The sequence below is a fragment of the Actinomadura sp. 6N118 genome (genome assembly GCF_044326415.1).
In the GTDB taxonomy this organism is placed as follows: Bacteria; Actinomycetota; Actinomycetes; order Streptosporangiales; family Streptosporangiaceae; genus Spirillospora.
The window spans coordinates 176,197-198,173 of sequence record NZ_JBIRAZ010000009.1 but is presented as its reverse complement, the minus strand read 5'-3'; the positions used below and the strand labels follow the sequence as shown (position 1 = coordinate 198,173).

At 70.3% G+C, this 21,977-nt stretch carries 22 protein-coding genes; 5 read left to right on the top strand and 17 right to left on the bottom strand.

Going from position 1 to position 21,977, the window contains the following annotated elements:
* Positions 1 to 4 precede the first annotated feature (4 nt).
* The 9 genes from ACH34W_RS24480 to ACH34W_RS24440 form a co-directional block, all read right to left on the bottom strand.
* A complete protein-coding gene (locus ACH34W_RS24480) occupies positions 5 to 709 on the bottom strand; it encodes a (Fe-S)-binding protein (protein ID WP_395963339.1) in 705 nt (234 codons plus the stop codon).
* A gap of 7 nt (positions 710 to 716) precedes the next feature.
* On the bottom strand, positions 717 to 1,556 hold the full coding sequence (locus ACH34W_RS24475; RefSeq protein WP_395963338.1) for an amidohydrolase family protein: 840 nt from the start codon (positions 1,554 to 1,556) through the stop codon (positions 717 to 719).
* A complete protein-coding gene (locus tag ACH34W_RS24470) occupies positions 1,553 to 2,539 on the bottom strand; it encodes an aldo/keto reductase (protein WP_395963337.1) in 987 nt (328 codons plus the stop codon). The genes ACH34W_RS24475 and ACH34W_RS24470 overlap by 4 nt, the downstream gene beginning before the upstream one ends.
* A gap of 5 nt (positions 2,540 to 2,544) precedes the next feature.
* The gene (locus ACH34W_RS24465; RefSeq protein WP_395963336.1) at positions 2,545 to 3,582 is read right to left on the bottom strand and encodes an ABC transporter permease; all 1,038 of its coding nucleotides are present in this window, start codon (positions 3,580 to 3,582) and stop codon (positions 2,545 to 2,547) included.
* Positions 3,579 to 5,090 (bottom strand): sugar ABC transporter ATP-binding protein, encoded by a 1,512-nt coding sequence (locus ACH34W_RS24460; protein WP_395963335.1) that lies wholly within the window; start codon positions 5,088 to 5,090, stop codon positions 3,579 to 3,581. Before ACH34W_RS24460 ends, ACH34W_RS24465 begins: the two co-directional genes overlap by 4 nt.
* The gene (locus tag ACH34W_RS24455; RefSeq protein WP_395963334.1) at positions 5,090 to 6,139 is read right to left on the bottom strand and encodes a sugar ABC transporter substrate-binding protein; all 1,050 of its coding nucleotides are present in this window, start codon (positions 6,137 to 6,139) and stop codon (positions 5,090 to 5,092) included. Before ACH34W_RS24455 ends, ACH34W_RS24460 begins: the two co-directional genes overlap by 1 nt.
* A 113-nt stretch (positions 6,140 to 6,252) precedes the next feature.
* A complete protein-coding gene (locus ACH34W_RS24450) occupies positions 6,253 to 7,014 on the bottom strand; it encodes an SDR family NAD(P)-dependent oxidoreductase (protein ID WP_395963333.1) in 762 nt (253 codons plus the stop codon).
* The gene (locus tag ACH34W_RS24445) at positions 7,014 to 8,297 is read right to left on the bottom strand and encodes an enolase C-terminal domain-like protein (RefSeq protein WP_395963332.1); all 1,284 of its coding nucleotides are present in this window, start codon (positions 8,295 to 8,297) and stop codon (positions 7,014 to 7,016) included. The genes ACH34W_RS24450 and ACH34W_RS24445 overlap by 1 nt, the downstream gene beginning before the upstream one ends.
* Before the next feature lie 32 nt (positions 8,298 to 8,329).
* The gene (locus tag ACH34W_RS24440) at positions 8,330 to 9,169 is read right to left on the bottom strand and encodes a fumarylacetoacetate hydrolase family protein (protein ID WP_395963523.1); all 840 of its coding nucleotides are present in this window, start codon (positions 9,167 to 9,169) and stop codon (positions 8,330 to 8,332) included.
* 160 nt (positions 9,170 to 9,329) lie between these two features.
* On the opposite strand from ACH34W_RS24440, the gene ACH34W_RS24435 reads away from it, so the two are divergent.
* From ACH34W_RS24435 to ACH34W_RS24420, 4 genes are read left to right on the top strand one after another with little or no spacing between them, the layout of a single operon-like run.
* Entirely contained in the window at positions 9,330 to 10,067 is a 738-nt protein-coding gene (locus ACH34W_RS24435; protein WP_395963331.1) for a FadR/GntR family transcriptional regulator, read from the top strand.
* Between the two features lie 58 nt (positions 10,068 to 10,125).
* Complete coding sequence (locus ACH34W_RS24430) at positions 10,126 to 11,499, top strand: threonine/serine exporter ThrE family protein (protein WP_395963330.1); 1,374 nt, start codon at positions 10,126 to 10,128, stop codon at positions 11,497 to 11,499.
* Positions 11,500 to 11,536: 37 nt separating this feature from the next.
* A complete protein-coding gene (locus tag ACH34W_RS24425; protein ID WP_395963329.1) occupies positions 11,537 to 11,863 on the top strand; it encodes a hypothetical protein in 327 nt (108 codons plus the stop codon).
* An 11-nt stretch (positions 11,864 to 11,874) separates the two neighbouring features.
* Entirely contained in the window at positions 11,875 to 13,035 is a 1,161-nt protein-coding gene (locus ACH34W_RS24420; protein ID WP_395963328.1) for a DUF6745 domain-containing protein, read from the top strand.
* Positions 13,036 to 13,138: 103 nt separating this feature from the next.
* Here the strand turns inward: ACH34W_RS24420 and ACH34W_RS24415 are convergent, their stop codons facing one another.
* From ACH34W_RS24415 to ACH34W_RS24405, 3 genes are all read right to left on the bottom strand, one after another.
* Entirely contained in the window at positions 13,139 to 14,329 is a 1,191-nt protein-coding gene (locus ACH34W_RS24415; RefSeq protein WP_395963327.1) for a CU044_5270 family protein, read from the bottom strand.
* Between the two features lie 6 nt (positions 14,330 to 14,335).
* The gene (locus ACH34W_RS24410) at positions 14,336 to 14,920 is read right to left on the bottom strand and encodes an RNA polymerase sigma factor (protein WP_395963326.1); all 585 of its coding nucleotides are present in this window, start codon (positions 14,918 to 14,920) and stop codon (positions 14,336 to 14,338) included.
* Between the two features lie 183 nt (positions 14,921 to 15,103).
* Positions 15,104 to 16,480: an LCP family protein gene (locus ACH34W_RS24405; protein WP_395963325.1), complete on the bottom strand. Its 1,377-nt coding sequence runs from the start codon at positions 16,478 to 16,480 to the stop codon at positions 15,104 to 15,106.
* A 234-nt stretch (positions 16,481 to 16,714) separates the two neighbouring features.
* On the opposite strand from ACH34W_RS24405, the gene ACH34W_RS24400 reads away from it, so the two are divergent.
* A complete protein-coding gene (locus ACH34W_RS24400; protein WP_395963324.1) occupies positions 16,715 to 17,041 on the top strand; it encodes an MmcQ/YjbR family DNA-binding protein in 327 nt (108 codons plus the stop codon).
* On the opposite strand, the gene ACH34W_RS24395 is transcribed toward ACH34W_RS24400, so the two are convergent.
* The 5 genes from ACH34W_RS24395 to ACH34W_RS24375 are packed head-to-tail and all read right to left on the bottom strand — an operon-like array spanning position 17,032 to position 21,974.
* Positions 17,032 to 17,880, bottom strand: a complete 849-nt coding sequence (locus ACH34W_RS24395; RefSeq protein ID WP_395963323.1) for an STM4011 family radical SAM protein — start codon at positions 17,878 to 17,880, stop codon at positions 17,032 to 17,034. The genes ACH34W_RS24400 and ACH34W_RS24395 overlap by 10 nt on opposite strands.
* Complete coding sequence (locus ACH34W_RS24390) at positions 17,877 to 19,187, bottom strand: STM4012 family radical SAM protein (protein ID WP_395963322.1); 1,311 nt, start codon at positions 19,185 to 19,187, stop codon at positions 17,877 to 17,879. The genes ACH34W_RS24395 and ACH34W_RS24390 overlap by 4 nt, the downstream gene beginning before the upstream one ends.
* Positions 19,184 to 19,984 (bottom strand): STM4013/SEN3800 family hydrolase, encoded by an 801-nt coding sequence (locus ACH34W_RS24385; RefSeq protein ID WP_395963321.1) that lies wholly within the window; start codon positions 19,982 to 19,984, stop codon positions 19,184 to 19,186. Before ACH34W_RS24385 ends, ACH34W_RS24390 begins: the two co-directional genes overlap by 4 nt.
* Positions 19,981 to 21,033: an STM4014 family protein gene (locus ACH34W_RS24380; RefSeq protein WP_395963320.1), complete on the bottom strand. Its 1,053-nt coding sequence runs from the start codon at positions 21,031 to 21,033 to the stop codon at positions 19,981 to 19,983. Before ACH34W_RS24380 ends, ACH34W_RS24385 begins: the two co-directional genes overlap by 4 nt.
* Positions 21,030 to 21,974 (bottom strand): STM4015 family protein, encoded by a 945-nt coding sequence (locus tag ACH34W_RS24375; protein ID WP_395963319.1) that lies wholly within the window; start codon positions 21,972 to 21,974, stop codon positions 21,030 to 21,032. Before ACH34W_RS24375 ends, ACH34W_RS24380 begins: the two co-directional genes overlap by 4 nt.
* Positions 21,975 to 21,977 lie beyond the last annotated feature (3 nt).

Genomic DNA, 21,977 nt, shown 5'->3' with positions numbered 1-21,977 from the left:
CCTGTCACGCGGGATCCTCCTCTGTGGACGCGAGGATCTGCGCCAGGTGCATGGTCCGCACTCCGGCACGCTGCCGTCGCATCGTCCCGCCGATGTGCATCAGGCAGGAGTTGTCTGCCGCACACAGCACTTCGGCTCCGGTGTCCAAGACGTTCCGCACCTTGTCAGTGCACATGGCCGCCGACACCGCAGGGTTCTTCACAGAGAACGTGCCACCAAAGCCGCAGCACTCCTCCGCACCGCCCAACGGCAGCAGCTTGAGACCGCGTACCGCCGACAACAACTTCTCCGGCTTCGTCCCCACCCGCAGTGAACGCAGCGAATGACAGGTCGGGTGATACGTCACGACGTGTGGGAAGTAGGCACCCACGTCCACTACGCCCAGCACATCGACAAGAAACTCCGACAGCTCGTACACCCCGGACGGAGGTTCGACACCCAGCGTCGGATACCACTCCCGCACCATGGCGGCGCAGGATCCAGACGGCATCACTACCGCGTCGTACCCAGTGAAGATCTCGCCCACGCGGCGCGCCAGCGGCTCAGCGTCAGCCCGGTAGCCAGTGTTGAAGTGCATCTGGCCGCAGCATGTCTGCGCAGACGGAAACTCCACAGTGCAGCCGAGCCGCTCCAGCAGCCGTACGGTCGCCCGCCCAGTCCCCGGGAAAAGCGTGTCGTTAACGCAGGTCACGAACAGCGCGACGCGCAAGGTCCGATCACCCCCCGATCCCATACACACGGCTAGCTGTTCCCCCGAACACCTCGGCGCACTCCGCCTCGCTCAGCCCATCGAGAGCGGCTTCAGCGAGCTCCATCACCTGGCCGTACGAGGCAGCCAGCGTGCAGACGGGCCAATCCGACCCGTACATCACTCGCCTTGGCCCGAACGCGTCCACCACGTGCCGCGCGTACGGCAGGATGTCTGCGCTCTTCCAGCCAGGCTCCGCTCCATTGACGACGGCCTCGGTGACGAGCCCGGACAGCTTGACGGTCACGTTGGGCAACCCCGCCATGGCCATGATCCATGACGCCCACGGTTCCCACACTCCACCCGCGATGTCCGGCTTGCCGGCATGGTCGAGCACGAACGACACCTCGGGCAGCACCTCCGCCACTGCCAGCGCCGCGTCCGCCTGCGGGGGTTTGACCAGCAAGTCGTACACCAGACCGGCCTCCCCCACGGCCCGCAGCCCGCGCCGCACGTCCGGGCGCGCCAGCCAGTCCGGGTCGGGTTCGTCCTGCACCTGGTGCCTGATTCCGACCAGCGGCCCGGAGAGGGCCGCGATCGTGTCGGCGACGTCAGGCGTTGTGAGGTCGATCCAGCCGACCACACCCTCGATCGGCTTGGCGTCTGCCGTGGCCAGCAGTTCGCGGGTCTCCTCCAGGCTGTGCAATGCCTGGACGACGATCGACCCGGTCACCCCATGGGGTTTCGCCACCTCGGCATAGCGCTCTACGTCGAACCGGCCGCGCAGGGGGTCCGCCCAGGGACCGTCCATCCACGCGTACTCACGGACAGCGGTGTCCCACAGGTGCTGGTGCGCGTCGATCATCATCGAGCTCCTCGCGAAGGAACGGGAACGTCGGCGGCCAGCAGACCACCATCACGCAGGTCCGTCCAGAGACTCTCGGGAATGTCCCTTTCGAACAAGGCCGCGTTGTCCTCTGCCTCGGCGGGAGTACGGCAGCCGGTGAGCACGCTCGCCACCACTGGATGCCCGAACGGGAAGCGCAGCGCGGCCGCCCGCACAGGCACCCCGTGCCCATCGCAGACGAGCCGCAGCTGCGCCACGCGCTCAAGCAGTTCCGGCGGCGCGGCCGCGTAGTCGTAGGTCGTCCCCCCGGCCAGGAGACCCGAGTTGTAGACGCCGCCGATCACGACGGATGTGCCACGCTCAGCGCACGCAGGCAGCAGCTCACCCAAAGCCGACTGATCCAGCAGCGTGTATCGCCCCGCGCACAGCACCACATCCAGGTCCAGCCGCCGGACGAAGCGGGTCAGCATCTCGGCCTGGTTCATGCCCGCGCCGATGGCACCGACGATCCCTTCGTCCCGGAGCTCCGCCAGCGCCGGGTAGGCCTCGGCATAGACCTGCTCCTCATGCTCATCCGGGTCGTGGAGGAGGAGCACGTCGACCCGGTCGAGCCGCAGCCGTTCGAGAGAGTCCTCCAACGACCGGCGCACGCCGTCACGGCTGAAGTCCCATTCCCGCTTGACCGGGGGTTCCCCGACGAAGCCCTGGTCATCTGGCTCCTCGCCAGGCCGGCGCGGCCGCAGCAACCGGCCGACCTTGGTCGAGATGGTGTACGAGTCGCGCGGCATGGCTTTCAGGACGTCACCGAGCAGGTGCTCGGCGGTGCCCGCGCCGTAATGGGGAGCGGTGTCGAGGTAACGCATGCCCAGACTCAGCGCACGCCGCACCGCATCGTCGCCCGCAGGCACCGGCGCGTAGAGCCCCCCGATGGCCGCACTGCCGAACGACAGCGCGGTCACCGGAACACCCGACCGCCCAAGCAGCCGCAGCTCCCCCACGCGCATGGATGTCACTCCTGAGCCTGTCCCGATGTAACCCGGGAAATGACCAGCGCGAACAGGATGATCGCACCGTAGATGGCCTGCTTCCAGAACGATGCGACCTGGGCCAGCGTGAGCAGGTTGTCGACCACGCCGAGCAGCAGCACGCCGGTGATCGCGCCGGTCATGGTGCCCTTGCCGCCGTTCATCGAGATCCCGCCGATGACGGCCGCCGCCATCACCGTGAAGATCATGTTCTGGCCCTGGTTGGCGTTGATGGCGCCCACGTAGCCGGTGAGACAGAGCCCCGCCGCGGCGGCGAGCACGCCCGCGACCACGTACACGACCCAGGTCACCCGCTCCACCCGGATGCCCGCGGCCCGGGCGGCCTCCGGGTTACCGCCGATCGCGTACAGTGCGCGGCCTAGCCGGTGGTAGCGCAGCACGAACCCGGCCACCCCGAAGCAGACCGCCGCCAGCCACACCGACAGCGGCAGCTTGAGGAACGTGGTCGTGGCGATGGAGAAGAACGGCTCGGGCATGTCGAACAGCGTCTTGCCCTCCGTGGCGCCCGTCAGCAGGCCTCGCAGCACGATGAGCATGGCCAGCGACACGATGAACGCGTTGAGCCGCAGCTTCACCGACAGGAAGCCGTTGAACGCCCCGATCGCTCCGCCCACCACGAAGATGGCCAGGATCCCCAGGAACGCGGGCCACTCCGTGCCGAAGCCCGCCGACGCCGCCGGGATGACCAGCAGCGCGCCGAGCCCCGGCGCGATGCCGACCGTCGACTCCAGGGACAGGTCGATCTTGCCGGTGATGAGGATGAGCGACTCGGCGAGCACCACCAGCGCGAGTGCCGCCGAGGCGCCCAGAATGCTGATGATGTTGCGTTCGGTCAGGAAGCTGTCGTTGACGACGGCGCCCAGCACGACCAGGGCGATGAGCGCGGGCACCAGCGTGAACTCGCGCATCCGGCGCAGCGCCGCGCTCGCCCCGGCCGCGCCGCCCGCGGACTTCGCCTCGCCGCCGCCACCGCCCCGCGGCTCGGCCACGGTCTGAGTCATGAGGAAACCCCCTCGATCGATGCCACGAGCTCGTGGTCGTTCCATCCGGCCGCGTGCTCGGCGGTGATCCGGCCGTGCAGGAACACCAGTACCCGGTCGCAGGGCCGCAGATCGTCCAGCTCGTCGGAGATAATGATCACGGAGGTGCCGCGCTCGCGGATCTCGTCGACGATGGCGAGCAGCGCCTCCTTGGACTTGACGTCGACGCCGGCGGTCGGGTTGATCAGGACCAGCAGGTTCGGCTCGACGGCCAGCGCGCGGGCCATGACGACCTTCTGCTGGTTGCCGCCGGACAGCCCGTTCACCGGCTGGTCCGGGCCCTGCGTCATGATGTCCAGCTCGCCGATGGACGCGGTCGCGGCCGCACGCAGCCGCCGCGGCGTGATGATCCCGAACGGCCCGAGCCGCCCCGAAATCGTCATGGTGGTGTTCTCGCCGACCGACAACTCCGGGACCAGGCCCTGGGCGTGCCGGTCGCGCGGCACGAACCCGATCCCGGCGGCCATCGCCTTCCGCACGTCGCCGAACGGCAGCGGCCTGCCGTCCAAAGTCGCGGTCCCGGTGTGCGGCTTGCGCAGGCCGACCAGCGTCTCGGCCAGCTCGATCTTGCCGCTGGCGCTGGACCCGGCCATGCCGATCACCTCGCCGCGCCGTACCTCCAGCGAGACGTCCGAGAACGCGCCGTCCGACAAGCCGTCGACCGCCAGCCGTACCTCGGCCGCTACAGGCTCGCGGTGACCGGTGCTGCGGCCCAGGTCGGCCGCCTCCCCGGTCATCGCCTCCACCAGTGCGGCGCGCGGCAGGTCCGCCACCGGCTCGGTGGCGATCCAGCGGGCGTCGCGGAACACGGTGACGGTCTGGCAGACCTCGTACACCTCCTGCAGGTGGTGGGAGATGAACAGGAACGTCACCCCCGACTCCTGCAGCGACCGCATGCGGGTGAAGAGCCGTTCGATCTCGGCGCTGTCGAGCTGCGCGGTCGGCTCGTCGAGGATGATGAACCGCGCCCCGAACGACAGCGCCCGCGCGATCTCCACGAACTGCCGGTCCTGCACGTTCAGCTCGCGGGCCGGAATCGCCGGGTCGACCTGGACGTCCCAGGTCTCCAGCAACCCGGCCGCCTCCCGCCGCATCCGCTTCCAGCCGATCACGCCGCGCGTGCCCGGCTGGCGGTTGATGAAGAGGTTCTCCGCGACCGTCAGCTCCGGAATGATCGTCGACTTCTGGTAGACGCACGCGACCTTGGCACGCCAGCCGTCACGGTCGCCCAGCGCCGGTGCGGGCTCGCCGTCGAAGCGCACCTCACCGCTGTCCGGCGGGAAGATCCCGGTCAGGATGTTGACCAGCGTCGACTTGCCCGCACCGTTCCGCCCGACCAGTGCGTGCGATTCACCCGGGTTGACGGTGAGCCGCGCGTCCGCCAAGGCGACCGTCGAGCCGAAGCGCTTGGTGATCCCGCTTGCTTCGGCAAGCGGCGGCGCGGGGCCCTTGAGTGGTTCAGCGGTCATCACTTGCCCACCGTGTTGCCCCACAGCGACTTGTCGTCGACGTTCTCCTTGGTGACGAGCGGCGCGGGCAGCTGGTCCTCAAGGATGCCGCTGGGCAGCTTGACGATCTCACTGCCGTGGTCGGTCTTGCCGGGCTGGAAGGTCTTCCCCTCCATCGCGGCCTTGATGTAGTAGAGGCCCCACTTGGCGTAGGCGTCGGCGGGCTGCGACACGGTCGCGTCGATCTCGCCCTTGCGGATGGCGTCGAACTCCTGCGGGATGCCGTCGTTGGAGACGATCGAGATGTGCTTGGGGTCGCCCGCCTTGAAGAGCATGTTCTTGCTCTTGAGGGCCTGCAGGGTCGGCGCGAGGTAGACGCCACCGGCCTGCATGTAGATGCCCTTGAGGTCCTGGTTGGCGTTGAGGAGGCTGTCCAGGCCGGAGGCGGCCTTCTCGGCCTTCCACTCGGCCGGGATCTCCAGCACCTTGATCTGCGGGTAGTTGCTCTTCATGCAGCTGCGGAACGCCGTGGACCGGTCGCGGCCGTTCACCGAGGCGAGGTCACCCTGGATCTGCACGACCTTGCCCGACTTGATCTTGTCGCCGAGGTACTTGCAGGCCTTCTCGCCGTACGCCATGTTGTTGGCGCGGACGACCATCGCGACCTTGCCCTTGTCCGGCGCGACGTCCACGGCCACCACCGGCACGCCCTTGCGGTCGGCCTGGTTGAGCCCTGCCACGATCGCGGCGCTGTCCAGCGGCGCGATGACCAGCCCGCGCACGTTCTGGTTGAGCAGGTTGTTGATGTCGGTGATCTGCTGCGTGGGGTCGGAGTTGGAGTTGACCGTGGGCAGGATCTCGACGCCCTCCTGCTTGGCCATCTGCGGTACGTAGTTGTTGTACGACTGCCAGAAGGGCGAGGTCAGCAGCGGCAAGCCGACGCCCACCTTGCCGCTCTTGGCGCCACCGGCCGGGGTGCCGCCGCCGCTGTCCGACGTGCTGCCGCAGCTGGCGAGCAGGACGGCGGACAGCGTCGCCGCGGCCCCGGCCAGGATCTTGGTGCGGATCATGTGAATCCTCCTCGGGAAGTGCCTTCAGTTACGGGGCCGAAGGCGTTCAGTTACAGGGCCGACAGTTACAGGGCCGACAGTTACGGGGCCGACAGTTATGGGGCGGAAAGCGTTCAGTGACGAGGCCGAAGCCGTAGTCCTTGCATGCCGCCGTCGACGGCGAGATCGATGCCCGTGGTCGCGGCGGCCAGCGGGCTGGCGAGATAGGCGATCGCGGCGGCGACCTCCTCGGGTGAGACAAGGCGCCCGCTGGGCTGGCGGGCCTCCAGCGCGGCGCGTTCGGCGTCCGGGTCGGCGGCCTTGGCCAGCAGGCGGCCGATCCAGGGGGTGTCGGCCGTGCCGGGGTTCACGCAGTTGACCCGGATGCCCTCGCGCACGTGGTCGGCGGCCATGGCGAGGGTCAGTGACAGGACCGCACCCTTGGTCGCCGAGTAGAGGGCCCGTTCCGGCAGGCCCGCCGTGGCTGCGATCGAGCAGGTGTTGACGATCGCCGCGTTGCCGGACTCGCGCAGGTAGGGCAGGGCGGCCCGGCTGACCCGGACCATTCCGAAGACGTTGACCTCGAAGACGCTGCGCCATTCGTCGTCGTCGTTGGCCTCGATCGTCCCCTGTGCGCCGATCCCGGCGTTGTTGACCACGACGTCCAGGCCGCCGAGATGCTCGGCCGCGTCCCGTACCGCCGCGCGTACCGAGGCGTCGTCGGTGACGTCGGCCTTGACATAGTGGATCGGCTTGGGCGCCCCCTGCTTTTCAGAAGGCACGGCCAGGTCCAGGCAGACCACGGACGCGCCGCGCTCGGCCAGGAACGCGGCGGTGGCCAGGCCGATGCCCGACGCGCCGCCAGTGATCAGAGCCTTGATCCCGTCGAACTCCATCAACTCCTCCAGACCTCGCCGTCGGGGTAGGCGTAGGCGGCCAGGCTCGCCGCTTTCATCTGGGTGGACATGCCCGGTGTGGCCGGCGCCAAGTAATGGCCGCGGGACATCCGCACCGGGTCTTCGAAGTGCTCGTGCAGGTGGTCGACGTACTCGATCACCCGGTTCTCGGTGCTGCCGCTGACCGCGACGTAGTCGAACATCGACAGGTGCTGGACGGCCTCGCACAGCCCGACGCCGCCCGCATGCGGGCAGACCGGGACGCCGAACGCGGCGGCCAGCAGCAGGATCGCGACGTTCTCGGTGACGCCCGCGACCCGGCAGGCGTCGATCTGCAGCACGTCGATCGCCTCGGCCTGGAGCATCTGCTTGACGATGACCCGGTTGGCGATGTGCTCGCCGGTGGCGACCTTGACCGGCGTCACGCCGCGGCGGATGGCGGCATGGCCGAGGATGTCGTCCGGGCTGGTCGGCTCCTCGATCCAGTACGGGTCGAACGGCTTCAGCGCCTCCATCCACGCGATCGCGGGTGCGACGTCCCAGCGCTGGTTGGCGTCCACCGCGATCCGTACGTCCGGGCCTACCGCCTCCCGGGCGAGCCGCATACGGCGCACGTCGGCGACCAGGTCGGAGCCGACCTTGAGCTTGATCTGGGTGAAGCCGTCGGCGACCGCCTCGCGTGCGAGCCTGCCGAGTTTGTCGTCGGTGTAGCCGAGCCAGCCCGGCGTGGTGGTGTACGCGGGATAGCCGCGTTCGAGCAGATCGGCGGTGCGGGCGGCGCGGCCCGGGGCGGCGTCCCGGAGGAGTTCGAGCGCCTGGGCGGGGGTGAGCGCGTCGGTGAGGTAACGCCAGTCGGCGAGATCGACGATCTGCTCCGGCGTCATCTCCGCCAGCAGCCGCCAGACCGGCTTGCCCGCGACCTTGCCCGCCAGGTCGAACGCGGCGTTGATGATCGCGGCGGCGGCCATGTGGACCGCGCCCTTCTCGGGGCCGAGCCAGCGCAGCTGCGAGTCGTGCAGGAGGCGCCGGGCGAATCCACCGAGGTCGCCCAGGTCCAGGTCGGTGCCCTCGACCAGCGGCGCGTACGCGTCGATCGCCGCGACGCAGACCTCGTTGCCGCGCCCGATGGTGAAGCAGAAGCCGTGGCCCTCCAGGCCCTCGTCCGTGCGGAGGACGACGTAGGCGGCGGAGTAGTCGGGGTCGGGGTTCATCGCGTCTGAGCCGTCCAGCTCCCGGGAGGTCGGGAAGCGGACGTCGTGCGCCGTCAGCGAGACGACTTTCACCGAACCACCTGCCTTCACCGGATCACCCGCCATCACCGGACCACCTGCTTCTGGCGGCCCAGGCCCTCGATCTCCAGCTCCATCACGTCGCCCGCTCGCAGGAAGGGCTCCCCGGGGCGGCCGAGGGCCACACCCGCCGGGGTTCCGGTGTTGATGACGTCGCCGGGCTCCAGGACCATGAACTGGCTGAGGTACCAGATCACGTGGTCGACGCCGAAGACCATGTTCTTGGTCGAGCCGTCCTGGCGGAGCTCGCCGTTCACCCAGAGGCGGAGGGCGAGGTTCTGGGGGTCGGGCACTTCGTCCGCGGTGACGAGATGGGGGCCGAAGGGGTTGAACGTCTCGCAGGACTTGCCCTTGTCCCACGTCCCGCCGCGTTCGAGCTGGAACTCGCGTTCCGACACGTCGTTGCTGATCGCGTATCCGGCGACGAGCTCGCGGGCCTGCTCGGGCGAGTCCAGGTAGCGGGCCTGGCCGCCCAGGACGATCGCCAGCTCCACCTCGTAGTCGGTCTTGACGCTGCCGCGCGGGATCAGGACGTCGTCGTGGGGTCCGACCACCGTGTTGGACGCCTTCATGAAGATGACCGGCTCGGCGGGGAGCTCGGCGCCCGTCTCCTCCGCGTGGTCGCGGTAGTTGAGGCCGACGCAGATGACCTTGCCCGGCCGCGCGATCGGAGCGCCGATCCGCCCGGTGGCGTCCAGCGCAGGCAGATCGCCCGCGGCGAGCGCCCGGCGCGCACGATCCATGCCTTCGCCGAGGAACGCACCGTCGATGTCGGCGGTGATCCCCGACAGATCGCGTGGCGTGCCGTCCTCGGCCAGGACCGCGGGGCGCTCGGCGCCCACCGGTCCCACGCGCAGCAGCTTCACGAAGCCGTCCCCCTCACGCTCTCGCCCGATCTCCGGAAGTGATCGGACCACTCATGAACTCATCAGACCACTTTCCCCCCATATGGTGGCAAGACCCTGTAACAAAGTCGTTATTTGTCCGGATTGGTCAGACCACATGATCAGATGTCAAGATGGCGGCGTGACCGAAGACAGCACCCCCCGGACCACCGTCACGGCGCGCGCGATCGCCCAGATCAAGGCGAAGCTCGCCTCCGGTGAGCTGATCCCGGGGCAGCGGCTGCCCACCGAACGGGATCTGGCCGCCGAGCTCGGGCTCTCGCGCAGCTCCATGCGCGAGGCCATCCGCGCGCTCACCGTGCTGGGCGTCCTGGAGGCCCGGCACGGCGCGGGCGTCTACGTCACCCAGCTGGAGCCCAGCGACCTGCTGGAGACGTTCGGCGCGGTGGCGGAGATCTCGCGCGGCGAGACACTGGTGCACCTGGTGCAGGTCCGCAAGATCCTGGAGCCCGCCGCCGCGGCGACCGCCGCCGCCCGCATCACCGAGGAGGGACTGACCCTGCTGCGCGCCGAGATGCGCGCGATGGAACGCGGCACGAGCTCCGAAGAGATCGTCGGGCACGACCTCGAGTTCCACCGGCTCATCACCGAGGCGGCCGGCAACCCCGTGCTCGCCGCGATACTCGGCGGACTCAACAGCCGCACGTTCCGGGCCCGCGTCTGGCGCGGATACCAGGAGGAGAACGTCTTCACCCGGACGTTCACCGAGCACGAGGCGATCTACCGGGCGCTCGCCGAGCGCGATCCCGAGGCCGCCCGCATCGCCGCCGCGGTCCACATCGGCGCGGTCGAGGGCTGGGCCCGCAACCAGGCCGCCGACGGCCTGGCCGCAGAGGGCGCCGTTCAGCACGGCACATAACGCAAGGTAGCCTGCCCGGGGAAGATCACTGATCAGCCACGGAGGATCACTTTCGCGTATGGGGCGGGCAGCGGATCGGGTACGGCGCACCTTCCGGGTTCTGATGGACGGGGCTCCGGCGGATCCCCCGGAGGACGAGCCGGGCGAGCTGGTCGACCCACGGGCGATCGATCTCGTGCTGCGGGTCGGCGATCTGCTACTGGCCAGCGGCGAGTCGACCGAACGCATCAACGAGGCGATGCTCAGCCTGGCGCAGGCCTTCGAGCTGCCGCGCTGCGAGGTCCAGGTGACCTTCACCGCGCTCCAGATCTCCGTACACCCCGGTCAGGGCGCGATACCCGTCACCGCCGCCCGGACCGTCCGGCGCCGCACCCCGGCGTTCTGGCGCCTCGCCGAGCTGCACTCCCTCGTCCAGGAGTCCTCCATCGGCATGCTGGATCTGGACGAGGCGCACAAGCGGCTCGCTGAGATCAAGCACGGCCGGGCCCCCTATCCGCCCTGGCTCCTGGTCGTGTGCTTCGGGCTGATCGCGGCCTCCGCGGCCGTGCTGGTGGGCGGCGGCCCGCTGGTCGCGAGCACCGCCTTCGTCGCGACCCTGCTGGGCGACCGCACCGCCGTGGCGCTGGCCCGGCGCGGGGTCGCGGAGTTCTTCCAGCTCTCGGTGGCCGCGGCGATCGCGGCGGGCGCCGCCGTGCTGGTGATCGCGCTGGGCAACCCCAACCGGGCGTCGACCATCGTCACCGGCGCGATCCTGGCGCTGCTGCCCGGCCGCCCGCTGGTGGCGAGCATCCAGGACGGCATCACCGGCAACATGGTCAACGCCGGCGCCCGCCTGCTCGAGGTCTTCTTCCTGATCAGCGCGATCGTGGCGGGGCTCGGAGTGATGGTCTACGCCGCCGTGAACATCGGCGTGAACATCGACGTCAAGCATTTGCCCGACTTCCCCGCCTCCCTGTCGCCGGTCGCGATCCTCGCGGCGGCGGGTGTCTCGCTGACCTTCGCGGTCTGCCTGGTGGTCCCCCGGTCCGTCCTGGCGCCCGCCGCCATCGGCGGCGGGCTGATCTGGACCCTGTACGTCATGCTCCTGGAGGGGGGCGTCAAGCCGGTCCTGGCCTCGGCGATCTCCGCCGTGGTGATCGGCACGCTGGGCAGCTTCTACGCCGGGCGCCGCCATGCCCCCGCGCTCCCCTACGTCGTCCCGGCCATCTCCCCGCTCCTGCCCGGCACGCTGCTCTACCGCGGCATGGTCGAGATCAACACCGGCTCACCCGAGGCCGGCATGCTCAGTCTGGTCTCGGCCCTCTCGGTCGGCCTGGCGCTCGGCGCCGGCGTCAACCTCGGCAACGAACTCGTGCGCGCCTTCCAGCGCGTCGGCCTGAGCGCGTCCGGCCGCTGGGCCCGCCCGGCCGCCCGCCGCACCCGCGGTTTCTGACGCCGGAAATGTCGGTGGCGGAGGATACCTTCGCGCCATGTACCGACAGGGAGACATCCTCATCCTGCCCGTGCCCGAGGAAGCCGTGCCCCAGGCCGTACGCGACCTCCCGCCGGCGCCGCGTGACAGCCGGGGCCGGATGGTGCTCGCCCTCGGCGAGGCCACCGGGCACGCCCACGCGCTCGTCGCCTCGGGCACCCTCCTGCGCGACCCCGATCCCCTGAAGGCGGACTACCTGCACCTGCCGTCCGGCGGGCGGCTGAGTCACGAGGAGCACGCCGCCATCAGCCTGTCCAAGGGCTGGTACCGGGTGATCCGCCAGCGCGAGTACGTGCCGGGCGCGGTCCGGGTCGTGGCCGACTGATGGGCGCGGCAATGACCGGCACTGACATGGCCGGCACAGATATGGCCGGCACAGACTGGCAGGCGGCGGCGTTCACGACCGACACCGCGGACCGCACCCGAGCCGAGGCCGGGATCCGCGCCGCCTACAAGGCGGCCGGGCTGCCCGAGCCCGAGCGCTTCGTCTGGGTCCCCTCCCCGATGGCCGGCGCCATAACGGCAGCAGTCCTATCCGGCCACGCCGAGCCCCTGGGACAAGTCGGCCTAGGCGAGCAAGTCGCCGCCGCCCGCACCGCCCTTGCGAGCGCGGGCGCGGGCGGGTCTGTGCGTGAGGCCGTGCGGACCCGGCCGTGGGAGCGTGCGCGTACGGAGGCCACCGCCGCGCTGGGTCCGCAGGGCTGGGCACGCGCCTGGGCCGAGACCGGCGCCCCTCTCTGGTCCCAGGTCAACGACCTCGTGTCTCGCGTCCGGCAGGCCATGCGCGCGCCGATCGAAGCCTCCGCCGACGACCCCGCCAGGGGCTCCACGGACGATTCCCGCCGAGCGGCCGCCGACGCTGCCGTGGCGGCGCTGCGGGGTGCCTGCGTCGAGGCCGTGCTGGGCCAGCACGACGCGCCATGGCTGGCGCTCTTCGACTCCCTCGATCGTCTCGACGGGCTGTCCGGCCTCGCGGAGGCCGCGCGTTCGGCGGGCTGGTGGTGGCCGTACGAGCGGCTCGCCATCGTCTCCGAGCGCCCCGTCGAGCTGCACCGCGACGAGCCGGGCCGTCTACACCGGGGCGACGGCCCGGCCCTCGTGTACGCCGACGGGTTCGCGCTGCACGCCTGGCGCGGCATGCCGATCCCGGCCGGCTTCATCGCCTCGCTGGACGGCCTGAGCCCCGCCCGGATCGACGCGGAGGAGAACGCCGAGCTCCGCCGGGTGATGCTGGAGATCTTCGGCTACGACCGCTATCTCGCCGAGACCGGCGCCCGGCCCGTCCACAAGGACGAGACCGGGGTGCTGTGGCGCATCGACCTGCCGAACGACGAACCCATCGCCATGGTCGAGGTGGTCAACTCCACCCCCGAGCCGGACGGCACGTACCGCACCTACTACCTGCGCGTCCCGCCCGCCACCCGCACCGCCCGCGAGGGCGTCGCCTGGACGTTCGGCGTGGACGAGGCCGACTACCACCCCGAGCGGGAGACCTGACCAGGAGCAGGCCCCCGGAGCAGGAGCCCGGGAGCAGGGGCCCTGCCACAAGCCGGTGCCCGTCGGTGGCCTCTTCCCCGCTACCGACGGGCACCTGTCGCCCCTACGCCTTGGGCGCCTGGTCGGTGTACTCGTAGTGCGTCACCAGGTCAAACCCCAGGAGCCGGCCCCCGGGCCCCTTCTCATAGCTCTCGGCGGCGAGCGGCGCCCCGGTCCGGGGGTCGATGATGGTCCGGTCAGTGTTGCCTGAGACGCCCTCCGACTCAGCCCCCGTCCGCTCCAGCGCCTGCCCCCGGCGGCCTCTCTGGTCGGTGACCTCGCCTAGCGAACGCACGTCGGGCAGGTCGGCGAGCACCCGGTAGGCCGCGGCACGCAGTTTGGGCCGCACCAGGCCGACGGGTTCGGTGATCAGTGTCCCGGCGGCCGCCCAGAGCTGGGCCGAGTCACCCTCCACTGGCCCGGCCAGGCCTCCGGCCCGGGTCCAGGCGAGCAACTGCCGCCGCAGGGTCGCCGGATCGTCCGAAAGCGTCGCCGGGTTCAGATCGCCGGACGGCTGCCCGTGCATGCCCGTCCCGCTCGCCATCCGCTCGGTCTGGGCGGGCCCCGGCCGCAGGTCGAACCAGCGGCACCGGCCCCGGATGGGGATCTCTGGGCTCACCGACCCGTCCGGCCGGATCTCGCCGCCCTTGTAGCCGACGATCCTGTTGTCGTCGCAGCGCTCCTTCAGCCGGCGAGGGCTCCCCGCGGCGCGCCAGGCCGCCGCGTCCGCCCGCGACACCGGTTCGCCCCCCAGGCTCCGATAGGACGACCAGCCGGGGGTGCCGCCCTTCGTCGGATACCAGAACTCCTCCAGCGTGCGGTACACCACGCGGTACGGGCGCTTGGCCGTACCCACGTCGATACGCTCGTGGTTCTCGGTGCTGAACCGCAGATAGCGGCCGGTGACAGGTGTCGCCTCGCTCCGGGTGGCGGCGGCGAGCAGGACGCGGCGGGCGGGGGTGTCCTGCGGTTGCGGCACGGAGCCGACGTCGCTCCCGGCGATCACGGCGGCCGCGGTGACCGCCGCCGCGAGCGGAAGCAGCCCCGCCCCCAATGTCCAGCGCGCCCGCGCCCCACGCAGGGCCCGCAGCCCACGGCCCGGCGCGACGATCCCGGCGCCCGGGCTCGCGGCGCCCGCCGTGGTGGCGGGCGTCTCGGCCGCCAGGGCCATGAGGCGCGCGCGGCCTGCGGCGGCGACGTCGGAGGTGGCCTCAGGCTCGGTGAACACGTTCTCGATCAGGTCCAGTTCGTCCATGAGTTCTCAGTCCTTCTCGGTCGTCGCGTCGAGGCGGCCACCCAGGGCGGTGCGCAGGCTGGTCCGGGCTCGGTTGAGGCGGGAGCCCACCGTGCCGCGCGGGATGTCGAGGGCCTGGGCGACCTCGTCGTAGGAGAGACCGCCCAGCACCGATAGGAAGATCACATCCCGGTCGCCCGGGGAGAGCGCCTTCATCGCCCGTACGAGGTCGGGCCGCAGCTCGGCGGCCGCAACCCGGGCGGTCACCTCGTCCTCGTGGCCGGCCACGGAGTCCTCGGCCTTCATCCGGCCGAGCGCCCGCAACCTGCGCTGCTCGGTGCGCCGGTGCTGGGACACCAGGTTGGTCGCGATCCCGTACAGCCATGGCCGGACGGCGGCGCCGCGCGACACGTCGAAGTCGGCCCGGCGCCGGAAGGCGATCAGGAAGGTCTCGGCGGCGAGGTCGTCGGCGGTCTCGCGGCCGAGCCGCCCGGCCAGGTAGCGGTGGATGTCGGTGAAGTAGCGGTCGTAGAGCTGCGCGAACAGTTCGGGCACACGCAGCGACTCCGCGACAAGGGAGGCGTCGTCGCGGGCCTGGGGAGGAGCTTTCATCGAGTTCCTTTCGGGCCACGGTCACCCGGTTGTTGGCCGCGTGCCCGATCGTGTTCACGGCTGCCCAGTGACGACTGCCGCGAAGCCCAATCCGCCAGCGCGGTGGCGTTCAGCCGCGTAGTGCACCGCCCGCCCGGCCGCCCGACCGCCCGGCCGCCCGACCGCCGCCAGGCTAGGCGATCATCACCCCGGATCCTGCTCGCAGATATCGTCGCTGGCGCGGTGCTCGCCCTGCTGGCGCGGGATGCCACCGGTCTTGAGCCCGCGGAAGCCCGCACCGAGGATCAGGTCCACGGTGTCGCGCGGGGTCGTGGCGGCGGCGACGGCTCTGGCGCCCGGGATCAACACCGCCAGGGCCTTCGCCTGCGCGGCCCCGCCCGTTCCGTACCGAATCTGGGTCGTGGCGGCCGGACGGCTGAGATTGCCGACCTTGGTGACCGTGAGACCCCGGTCCTTGAGGGTGCCGGCGACCAGCCGCGCCTGGCCCTCGCTGCCGGAGCCGTTGAGCACCCGGATCCGCACCTTGGCCGCGGTCGCGGGCGGCGGCTTGGCGGCGGGTTCGGTGATCTTCTCGTCGTTGCGGACCGCGTTCAGGAAACGTGTCGCGGCGGGCTGGGCGAGCTGGCGGCGGTTGCGGTCCGCGGCGTACGGCTCGTCCGGCACCGTCATGAAGCGCACCTTGCCCGCGGTCAGGTCCCGCATGCCTTGCGCGATCCTCAGCATGCGGGAGACCGTCAGGTCGCGGTCGGTGGTGAGCGACCTGGCAGAGGCGGTGAGCAGGGAGTTCAGCCGGCCCGGGTCGGTGAGGACACCTCCGCTCATGGCCTGCTTGGCGAGTGATGCGAGGAAACGTTGCTGCCGCTGGATGCGCTGGGTGTCCGAGCCGTCGCCGATCTCCTTCCGGGCCCGTACGTAGGCCAGCGCCTGCTCGCCCGACACGCGGTGCGGGCCTTTGGCCAGCCGGAGGCCCGACTTCGGATCGTTCACCGGCTCGTCCAGGCAGATCGGTACCCCGCCGACGGCGCTGGTGATCTTCTCGAAGCCGACGAAGTTCACCTGCACGAAGTGGTCGATCTTGATGCGCGTGAGCTTCTCGATCGTGTCCATCGTGCAGGTCGGCCCGGCGCGCCCGATCGCCTCGTTCAGCATGGCGAGGGAGGAGGCGGGTGCCACCGTGCCGTCCTTGCGCTTGCACGCGGGGACCGGCACCATCAGGTCGCGCGAGAAGCTGATGCCCAGCGCCTGCCCGCCGCCGGGCGACAGGTGCAGCAGGATCATCGTGTCCGAGGCGGGCACCTTGTTGCGCAGCGACCGGCCATACCGCGCGTTGGCGCCCTCGCGCGTGTCGGAGCCGATCACGAGGATGTTGAGCGCGTCGTTCAGCTTCTTGGGCCGCGCGCCGGTGATGAGCTTGCTCGTGTCCTCGTGCTGGATGCTGTTCTGGATACGCCAGTAGTAGCCGTACGCGCCGAGCGTGGTCGCGACGACCGTGCCGGCGAGGGCGATGGAGACCCAGGCAAGGGCACGGCCGCGGCTCCGCGGTGAGGTGATCGTGGTCATCGGCGTGCGTCGATGGCCCTGACGAGGCGGTCCCGCTGGCGGCCGAGCGAGGCGGGCGGGGTGTGCTCCAGTTCGAGACCGAGCGCGCGGAGCAGCGTGAGGAGATCCATATCCGGCGGGACCTTTCGCGGCGGTTTGTAGTGACTGTCAAGGGCGCCGCCGATGTCTCTCCACATCCGCCCGTTCGGGTTCACGCGCGTCCCTCGTCAGTGGTCGTGGGTATCGTCGGTGGTCATGGGCGGTTTGGACGACGTACGGCGCACCCTCCTGGCGCTCCCTGACACCGAGGAGGTCCCGGGGCGCAACGGGCACACGTATTTCCGCACGTCCGGCACGATCTTCACCTGGGTGACCGAGGACGAGCGGAAGGCGATGGTCAAGGCGATGCGGGCCGAGCAGACCGCCCTCGTCGCCGAGGCGCCGGAGATCTACGAGCCGGGCTACTCGTCGGGACGCTTCGGATGGGTCGTCGTCCACCTGGCCAAGGCGCCCGCCGACGAGCTGGCCGAGCTGCTGAACGAGGCGTGGCGCCTCACCCATCGGCCGCCGCGTCAGAGGTGAGGGATGCGTTCGAGGACGCCTCCGGCGAAGACGTCGTAGAGGCCGAGCGGCTCCAGGTGGACGTACCCGATGTGACAGTCGCACACGTCGAGAGGGCAGGGACGCGGCTTGAGCGCCGGACGGAACGAGCCGTCGTAGAGGTTGCCCAGGACGGCCGGGACGAAATGGCAGCGGCGCACCGTGCCCTCGCCGTCAACCGAGACCACGGTGTCTCCGGTGCGGCACGCCTGGCCGCGGCTGGCGTGCGGGTGACGGCTGAACGAGAAGAGGGGATCGATCGCGGTCCAATCGGCCGCTTCGGCGTCGGTGTAGGTGCGTCCCTCGGCGGCGTTCACCCAGACGTAGGTGTCAGGCGGCAGGTCGGCGCGGAGGTTCCGGGCGGCGGCGAGGTGCTCGGGCTGCCCGACGATGCCGACGCTGAAGCGGATGCCGCGTGCGTTCAGGTTGCTGCACTTGGCGAGGAAGCGCTCGTACGGGACCTGCCCCGGATGGTAGGTCGTCCACAACGCGAGGGTGGACGTGTCGGCCTCGGCAGTCCAATCCACGCGGTGGCTGAGATTGGTCTGGATGGCGACGCGTTCGACGTGCGGAAGATGGCTGAGCTCGATCAGGGCGCGGCGGTACCACGACCGGACGAGCCCCTCACCCCACGGCGTGAAGAGCACCGAGACCGGGTGGACCTGGGCCGACACCCAGCCGACGAAGCGTTCCAAGGCCGCTCGGTCGGCGCGGAGCTGCTCCGGGGTGTCGCGGCGCTTGGCGAACGGGCAGTAGGGGCAGTCGTAGTCGCAGCTGGCGAGCGGCCCCCGATAGAGGATCGTCAGATGGCCGGTCGTCATCGCGCCTCGTACGAGTCCATGAGCCCGCGCACCCGGCCGGAGAAGAGCGCCGGTCCGATCGCGTCGGAGTAGGCCAGCCCTTCGGCCGTGAGCCTGATGGCGTTCTCCTCGAGGTCGAGCCAGCCGTGGTTGGCGAAGGTGGCCGTCTCCTGGCGGAAGTCGTCGGCGGCGTCGGTCCCGAAGCGCTCACGGTAGGCGGCACGTTCCAGCCCTGCCGCCTGGAGGAGGGACTGGATGAAGTGCCGTCGCCTGCGTTCCTCGTCATCGAGGGTGAATCCCACGCGAGCGGTGCCGAAGTCGTTCTCGCCGACGTAGGCGTCGATGATGCCGCGTACCTGGCTCGTCCCCACCGCGTACTCGAACGAGTAGTGCAGCTCGGACGTGTACGAACGCGCGCCGCAGCCCAGGCCGACCATGCCGTCGGTCTGGCAGCAGTATTCGGTGCCGCCGGAGCCGCTCCCCGCCAGCCGGAACATGCGCATCGACACCTGCTCGTAGCCGTTGGCGAGCAGGTGGTCGCGGCCGATCCGGTAGAGCTCCAGCCGCTGGTCGTCCCAATCGCGGCCCTGGCGGCCGAGACCGGTGAGCGGGCGGACGTAGAGGGGATAGAGGTAGAGCTCCTCCGGCTTCCAGGTGAGGGCGGAGTCGAGCGAGTGCAGCCAGGTCTGCGGTGTCTGCCCGTCGATGCCGTAGATCAGGTCGATGTTGAGGATCGGGAAGCCGACGGCACGGATGCGGTCGAGCGCGGCCTCCACCTCGGTGCGCTTCTGCGGCCGGACGGCGGCGCGCGCCTCGGCGTCGACGAAGCTCTGCACACCGATCGACACCCGGGTGGTGCCGCGATCGCGAAGGACCGTCAGCCGGTCGGTGGTGGCCGTGGCCGGTGAGGTCTCCACGCCGAGGGGGATCGCCGCGAGATCGCCGAAGCGCCCGGCGATGTCGCAAAGCCGTTCCAACTCGGACGCGGTGAGGTAGGTGGGTGTGCCTCCGCCGAACGCGGCCGTGGCGAACAAGGCGTCGTCGCCCAGGGCGTCCCGCACTGCCGAGGCCTGCCGTTCGAGTGCGTCGAGGTAGGCGCCGGTCAACTCCTCGGGTGCGCCCGTACGCGTGAAGAGGTTGCAGAAGCCACAGCGCATCTCGCAGAACGGGACGTGGAGATAAAGGAAGAGCGCATCGCGGGACTCGTCCGCCCACACATCGCCGAGCTCGGGCTCTGGCCGCAGTGGGCGATAGGCGGTCTTGTGAGGGTAGGCGTAGACATAGCCCTCGTAGGGCGTCACTGAGGTCAGGGGCTTGGCAGGGTTCACGAAAGCACGAACTCCCCGTACGGAACGGTCCAGACGACCTCGTGGCCGATGCGGTGACCGGTGTGCCCGTCCTCGCCGTACGCCGTCCCGTGATCAGAGCACACGATCACGAAGCACGGCCGACGCATCAGGTCGAACAACCGCCCGAGTTGCCCGTCCACGTAACGAAGCGCGGCGGCGTGGCTGGCCAGCGAGTCACCATCCTCCCGCGTTCCACCGTCCAGGTAGAACCAGTTGGGCTGATGCAAGGCGGCCACGTTGAGCAGCAGGAACATCCGGCGATCGGCGGGCAGCCTGCCCACGACCTCGCCGATCCGGTCGATCTGGTGGGCGAGCGAGCCGGGATCGGTGACGCCGAACGACGGCTCCCAATGGCTCTCGGCGAACAGGCCCGGCAACGCCGAGCCCAGCGGCGTCAGCTTGTTGAAGAAGCCCACGCCACCGACGCACACCGTGTGATAGCCGATCTTGGCGAGGCCCGCCGGGAGGTCGGCGGCGTCGAACGTCCACGTGCCTGCGGCCGTGGTCTCGCTGCCGGGAAAGCTCCCCGCGAACAGCCTCGGATGGGGTCCGGGGGCGGCCGGCGTCGGCAGGAAACCGGCGAGCATCGCGGTGTGCGCCGCGTAGGTGAAGCTGCCGGGTGTGTGCCGCCGCTCCCATCGCCCGCCCGGCAGTAGCCCCGTGAGCGTCGGCGTGTCGCCCGCCGCTGCCAACTCGGCCGCGACGTCGTAGCGCAGCGTGTCGAGCGTCACCAGCAGCACATCATGGCTGCCAATGACCTCGTTCATGTCGTTCATACGGGGACGTTCCTCAACAGAGCGGCTCTGACCTGGGCAGTGTAGGTGTCGAGCCCCTCGGCCGATGTGCCGGGCAATCCCGTCAATCCCGGCAGCAGATCCCCGAAGGCGTTCACCTCACCGACGGCGAACCGCCGCCAGCCGACGCCCACCAGAAGATCGACCCCCACCATGAGGCTGTGCGGGAAACACCCGGCGGCCTGCTCGCACACCTCCAGTGCCCGTCGCCAGCCGCCCTCCCCCAAGGCGTCCCGCACAGCCGTCAGGTCTCCGCGCGCGCCGCCCAGATGGAGGTTGGTCATCGCATGCCTGCTGGTCCGCACCACCGCGTGGGTCGCCTCACCGGCGATCACGACGACCCGCAGATCCAGTGTCCGGCCGTTCATCGACGCCTTGGGCATCCAGGCCTCGACGTGCAGGCCGTCCGGGGCGAGGGCGTCGACCAGCGCCGCGACCCCGCGTTCGGACTCGTACGAACGCACGCGCAGCGAGTTGTGCGGGCCGCGCGGCGTCATCGCCACCGACGTGACCGCCTTGATCCGGCCGCCCGGGCCCGTCTGCAGAGCGACGACCCCGGCCGCCGACGACCCGTGCGCGGGCTTGACGAAGACGCGCCGCACGCGCCCGTCCGCCATCCGCGTCCGCAGCTCGTCGTAGCTCTTCACCTGCGGCAACGCCACCGGAACGGGAACGCCGGCCGAGCTGAGCAGCGCATGGCAGCGCCGTTTGTCGAACATCACCGCGATCTCGTCCGGAGCGTTCAGGAACCGTGCCCCGGTCGCACCGATCCGTTCCAGCGCTGCGGTGAACGTCGCGTACCAGCGTGCTCCACCCCCGACCCGAGAAGGATCGCCCGGACCTCGCAGCAACGCGTCCGCCTCGGCATCCTCGCCGGGCGAGTCGATGCGCAGCAACGTGCCCGGCTCGATCGTGAGCTCGGCTCCCCGGAGCACGTCCGGCCAGGCGATCACCTGGGGCTCGACGTCACAGGCCGCAGTGAAGAACGCCACCCGCCGGTCCCCCGGCGTCCCGATGACGGTGAACGTCATTCCGTCGCCGCCACGTAGAAACCGACATTCCACTCGTCGGACCACTCCACCTCACGCGTCGCGTCGCTCGCCAAGAGCTCGACACCGGCCAAGGCCGAACGTGCCCGCTCCAGCATCGGCTCCGACAGGAAGGCGTAGTCCATGTTGAGGCTCTTCAAGTGGGTCAGGGGTTGCCCCGACAACAGAGCTTCGACTCCCCGGTCGGTCAGAGTTCCCATGCTGACGCTCAGCGACTCCAGCCAGGCCACCACGGGAGCGGACGCCAACCCCTCCGCGATCTCGTCTTGGATCTCGCTGTTCTTCAGGCCGAGGTGCCGGAGTGCGGGCAACCGCTCCCCCGCCAGGATCGGCGCCAGGTCGTCGAGAGCCGCGTCGCCCCCGTACTGCTGGACGCCGAGCCACAGGTCGAGCTCCTCCAGGTTGGGCAGATCGCTCGCCCCCACCGCCCGGACGACGTCCGCCGGCAGGCCGCCCGACTCGAACCGCAGCACTCTCAGCACCTCGCTGCGGAACGGGCTCAGCACAAGATCATCGGATGGCGACCCGCCGCCGCGGACCTCCAGCCGTTCGAGCCCGGGGAACGCCTGGACCACCGGCGTGATGTCTCCCTGCCCGATCCACGACAGGTGGTATTCCTCGTCCAGGATGTCGCCGAGGAACAACGCGCGCAGGGCCGGGAAACGATCCGCGTTCGCAACCAGCGCCTTCGCCGCCACGGGGTCATCGGCTCCCCAAAACCCCATGATGAGGCTGGTCACCTTCGCGGTGTCGACGGCCGCCATGAACCGCTCGAACAACTCCGGGAACCCATCAAGCTCGGCCCAGTCACCCCGGACGGCCCAGGCCACCTCAGCCGCCTCCGGCAACTGCCCCTCGGTGTCACAGTCGAACGTGAAGACCGGCAGCCCGTCGAACTCGGAGAGATGCTCATCGATCGCCACGAC

Bases quoted from the DNA above. Each gene is read 5' to 3' on its own strand.
- ACH34W_RS24475 (WP_395963338.1), bottom strand. From the start codon at position 1,556: ATGATGATCGACGCGCACCAGCACCTGTGGGACACCGCTGTCCGTGAG.
- ACH34W_RS24470 (WP_395963337.1), bottom strand. From the start codon at position 2,539: ATGCGCGTGGGGGAGCTGCGGCTGCTTGGGCGGTCGGGTGTTCCGGTG.
- ACH34W_RS24465 (WP_395963336.1), bottom strand. From the start codon at position 3,582: ATGACTCAGACCGTGGCCGAGCCGCGGGGCGGTGGCGGCGGCGAGGCG.
- ACH34W_RS24460 (WP_395963335.1), bottom strand. From the start codon at position 5,090: ATGACCGCTGAACCACTCAAGGGCCCCGCGCCGCCGCTTGCCGAAGCA.
- ACH34W_RS24455 (WP_395963334.1), bottom strand. From the start codon at position 6,139: ATGATCCGCACCAAGATCCTGGCCGGGGCCGCGGCGACGCTGTCCGCC.
- ACH34W_RS24450 (WP_395963333.1), bottom strand. From the start codon at position 7,014: ATGGAGTTCGACGGGATCAAGGCTCTGATCACTGGCGGCGCGTCGGGC.
- ACH34W_RS24430 (WP_395963330.1), top strand. From the start codon at position 10,126: ATGGGGCGGGCAGCGGATCGGGTACGGCGCACCTTCCGGGTTCTGATG.
- ACH34W_RS24425 (WP_395963329.1), top strand. From the start codon at position 11,537: ATGTACCGACAGGGAGACATCCTCATCCTGCCCGTGCCCGAGGAAGCC.
- ACH34W_RS24420 (WP_395963328.1), top strand. From the start codon at position 11,875: ATGACCGGCACTGACATGGCCGGCACAGATATGGCCGGCACAGACTGG.
- ACH34W_RS24415 (WP_395963327.1), bottom strand. From the start codon at position 14,329: ATGGACGAACTGGACCTGATCGAGAACGTGTTCACCGAGCCTGAGGCC.
- ACH34W_RS24410 (WP_395963326.1), bottom strand. From the start codon at position 14,920: ATGAAAGCTCCTCCCCAGGCCCGCGACGACGCCTCCCTTGTCGCGGAG.
- ACH34W_RS24405 (WP_395963325.1), bottom strand. From the start codon at position 16,480: ATGACCACGATCACCTCACCGCGGAGCCGCGGCCGTGCCCTTGCCTGG.
- ACH34W_RS24400 (WP_395963324.1), top strand. From the start codon at position 16,715: ATGGGCGGTTTGGACGACGTACGGCGCACCCTCCTGGCGCTCCCTGAC.
- ACH34W_RS24395 (WP_395963323.1), bottom strand. From the start codon at position 17,880: ATGACGACCGGCCATCTGACGATCCTCTATCGGGGGCCGCTCGCCAGC.
- ACH34W_RS24385 (WP_395963321.1), bottom strand. From the start codon at position 19,984: ATGAACGACATGAACGAGGTCATTGGCAGCCATGATGTGCTGCTGGTG.
- ACH34W_RS24380 (WP_395963320.1), bottom strand. From the start codon at position 21,033: ATGACGTTCACCGTCATCGGGACGCCGGGGGACCGGCGGGTGGCGTTC.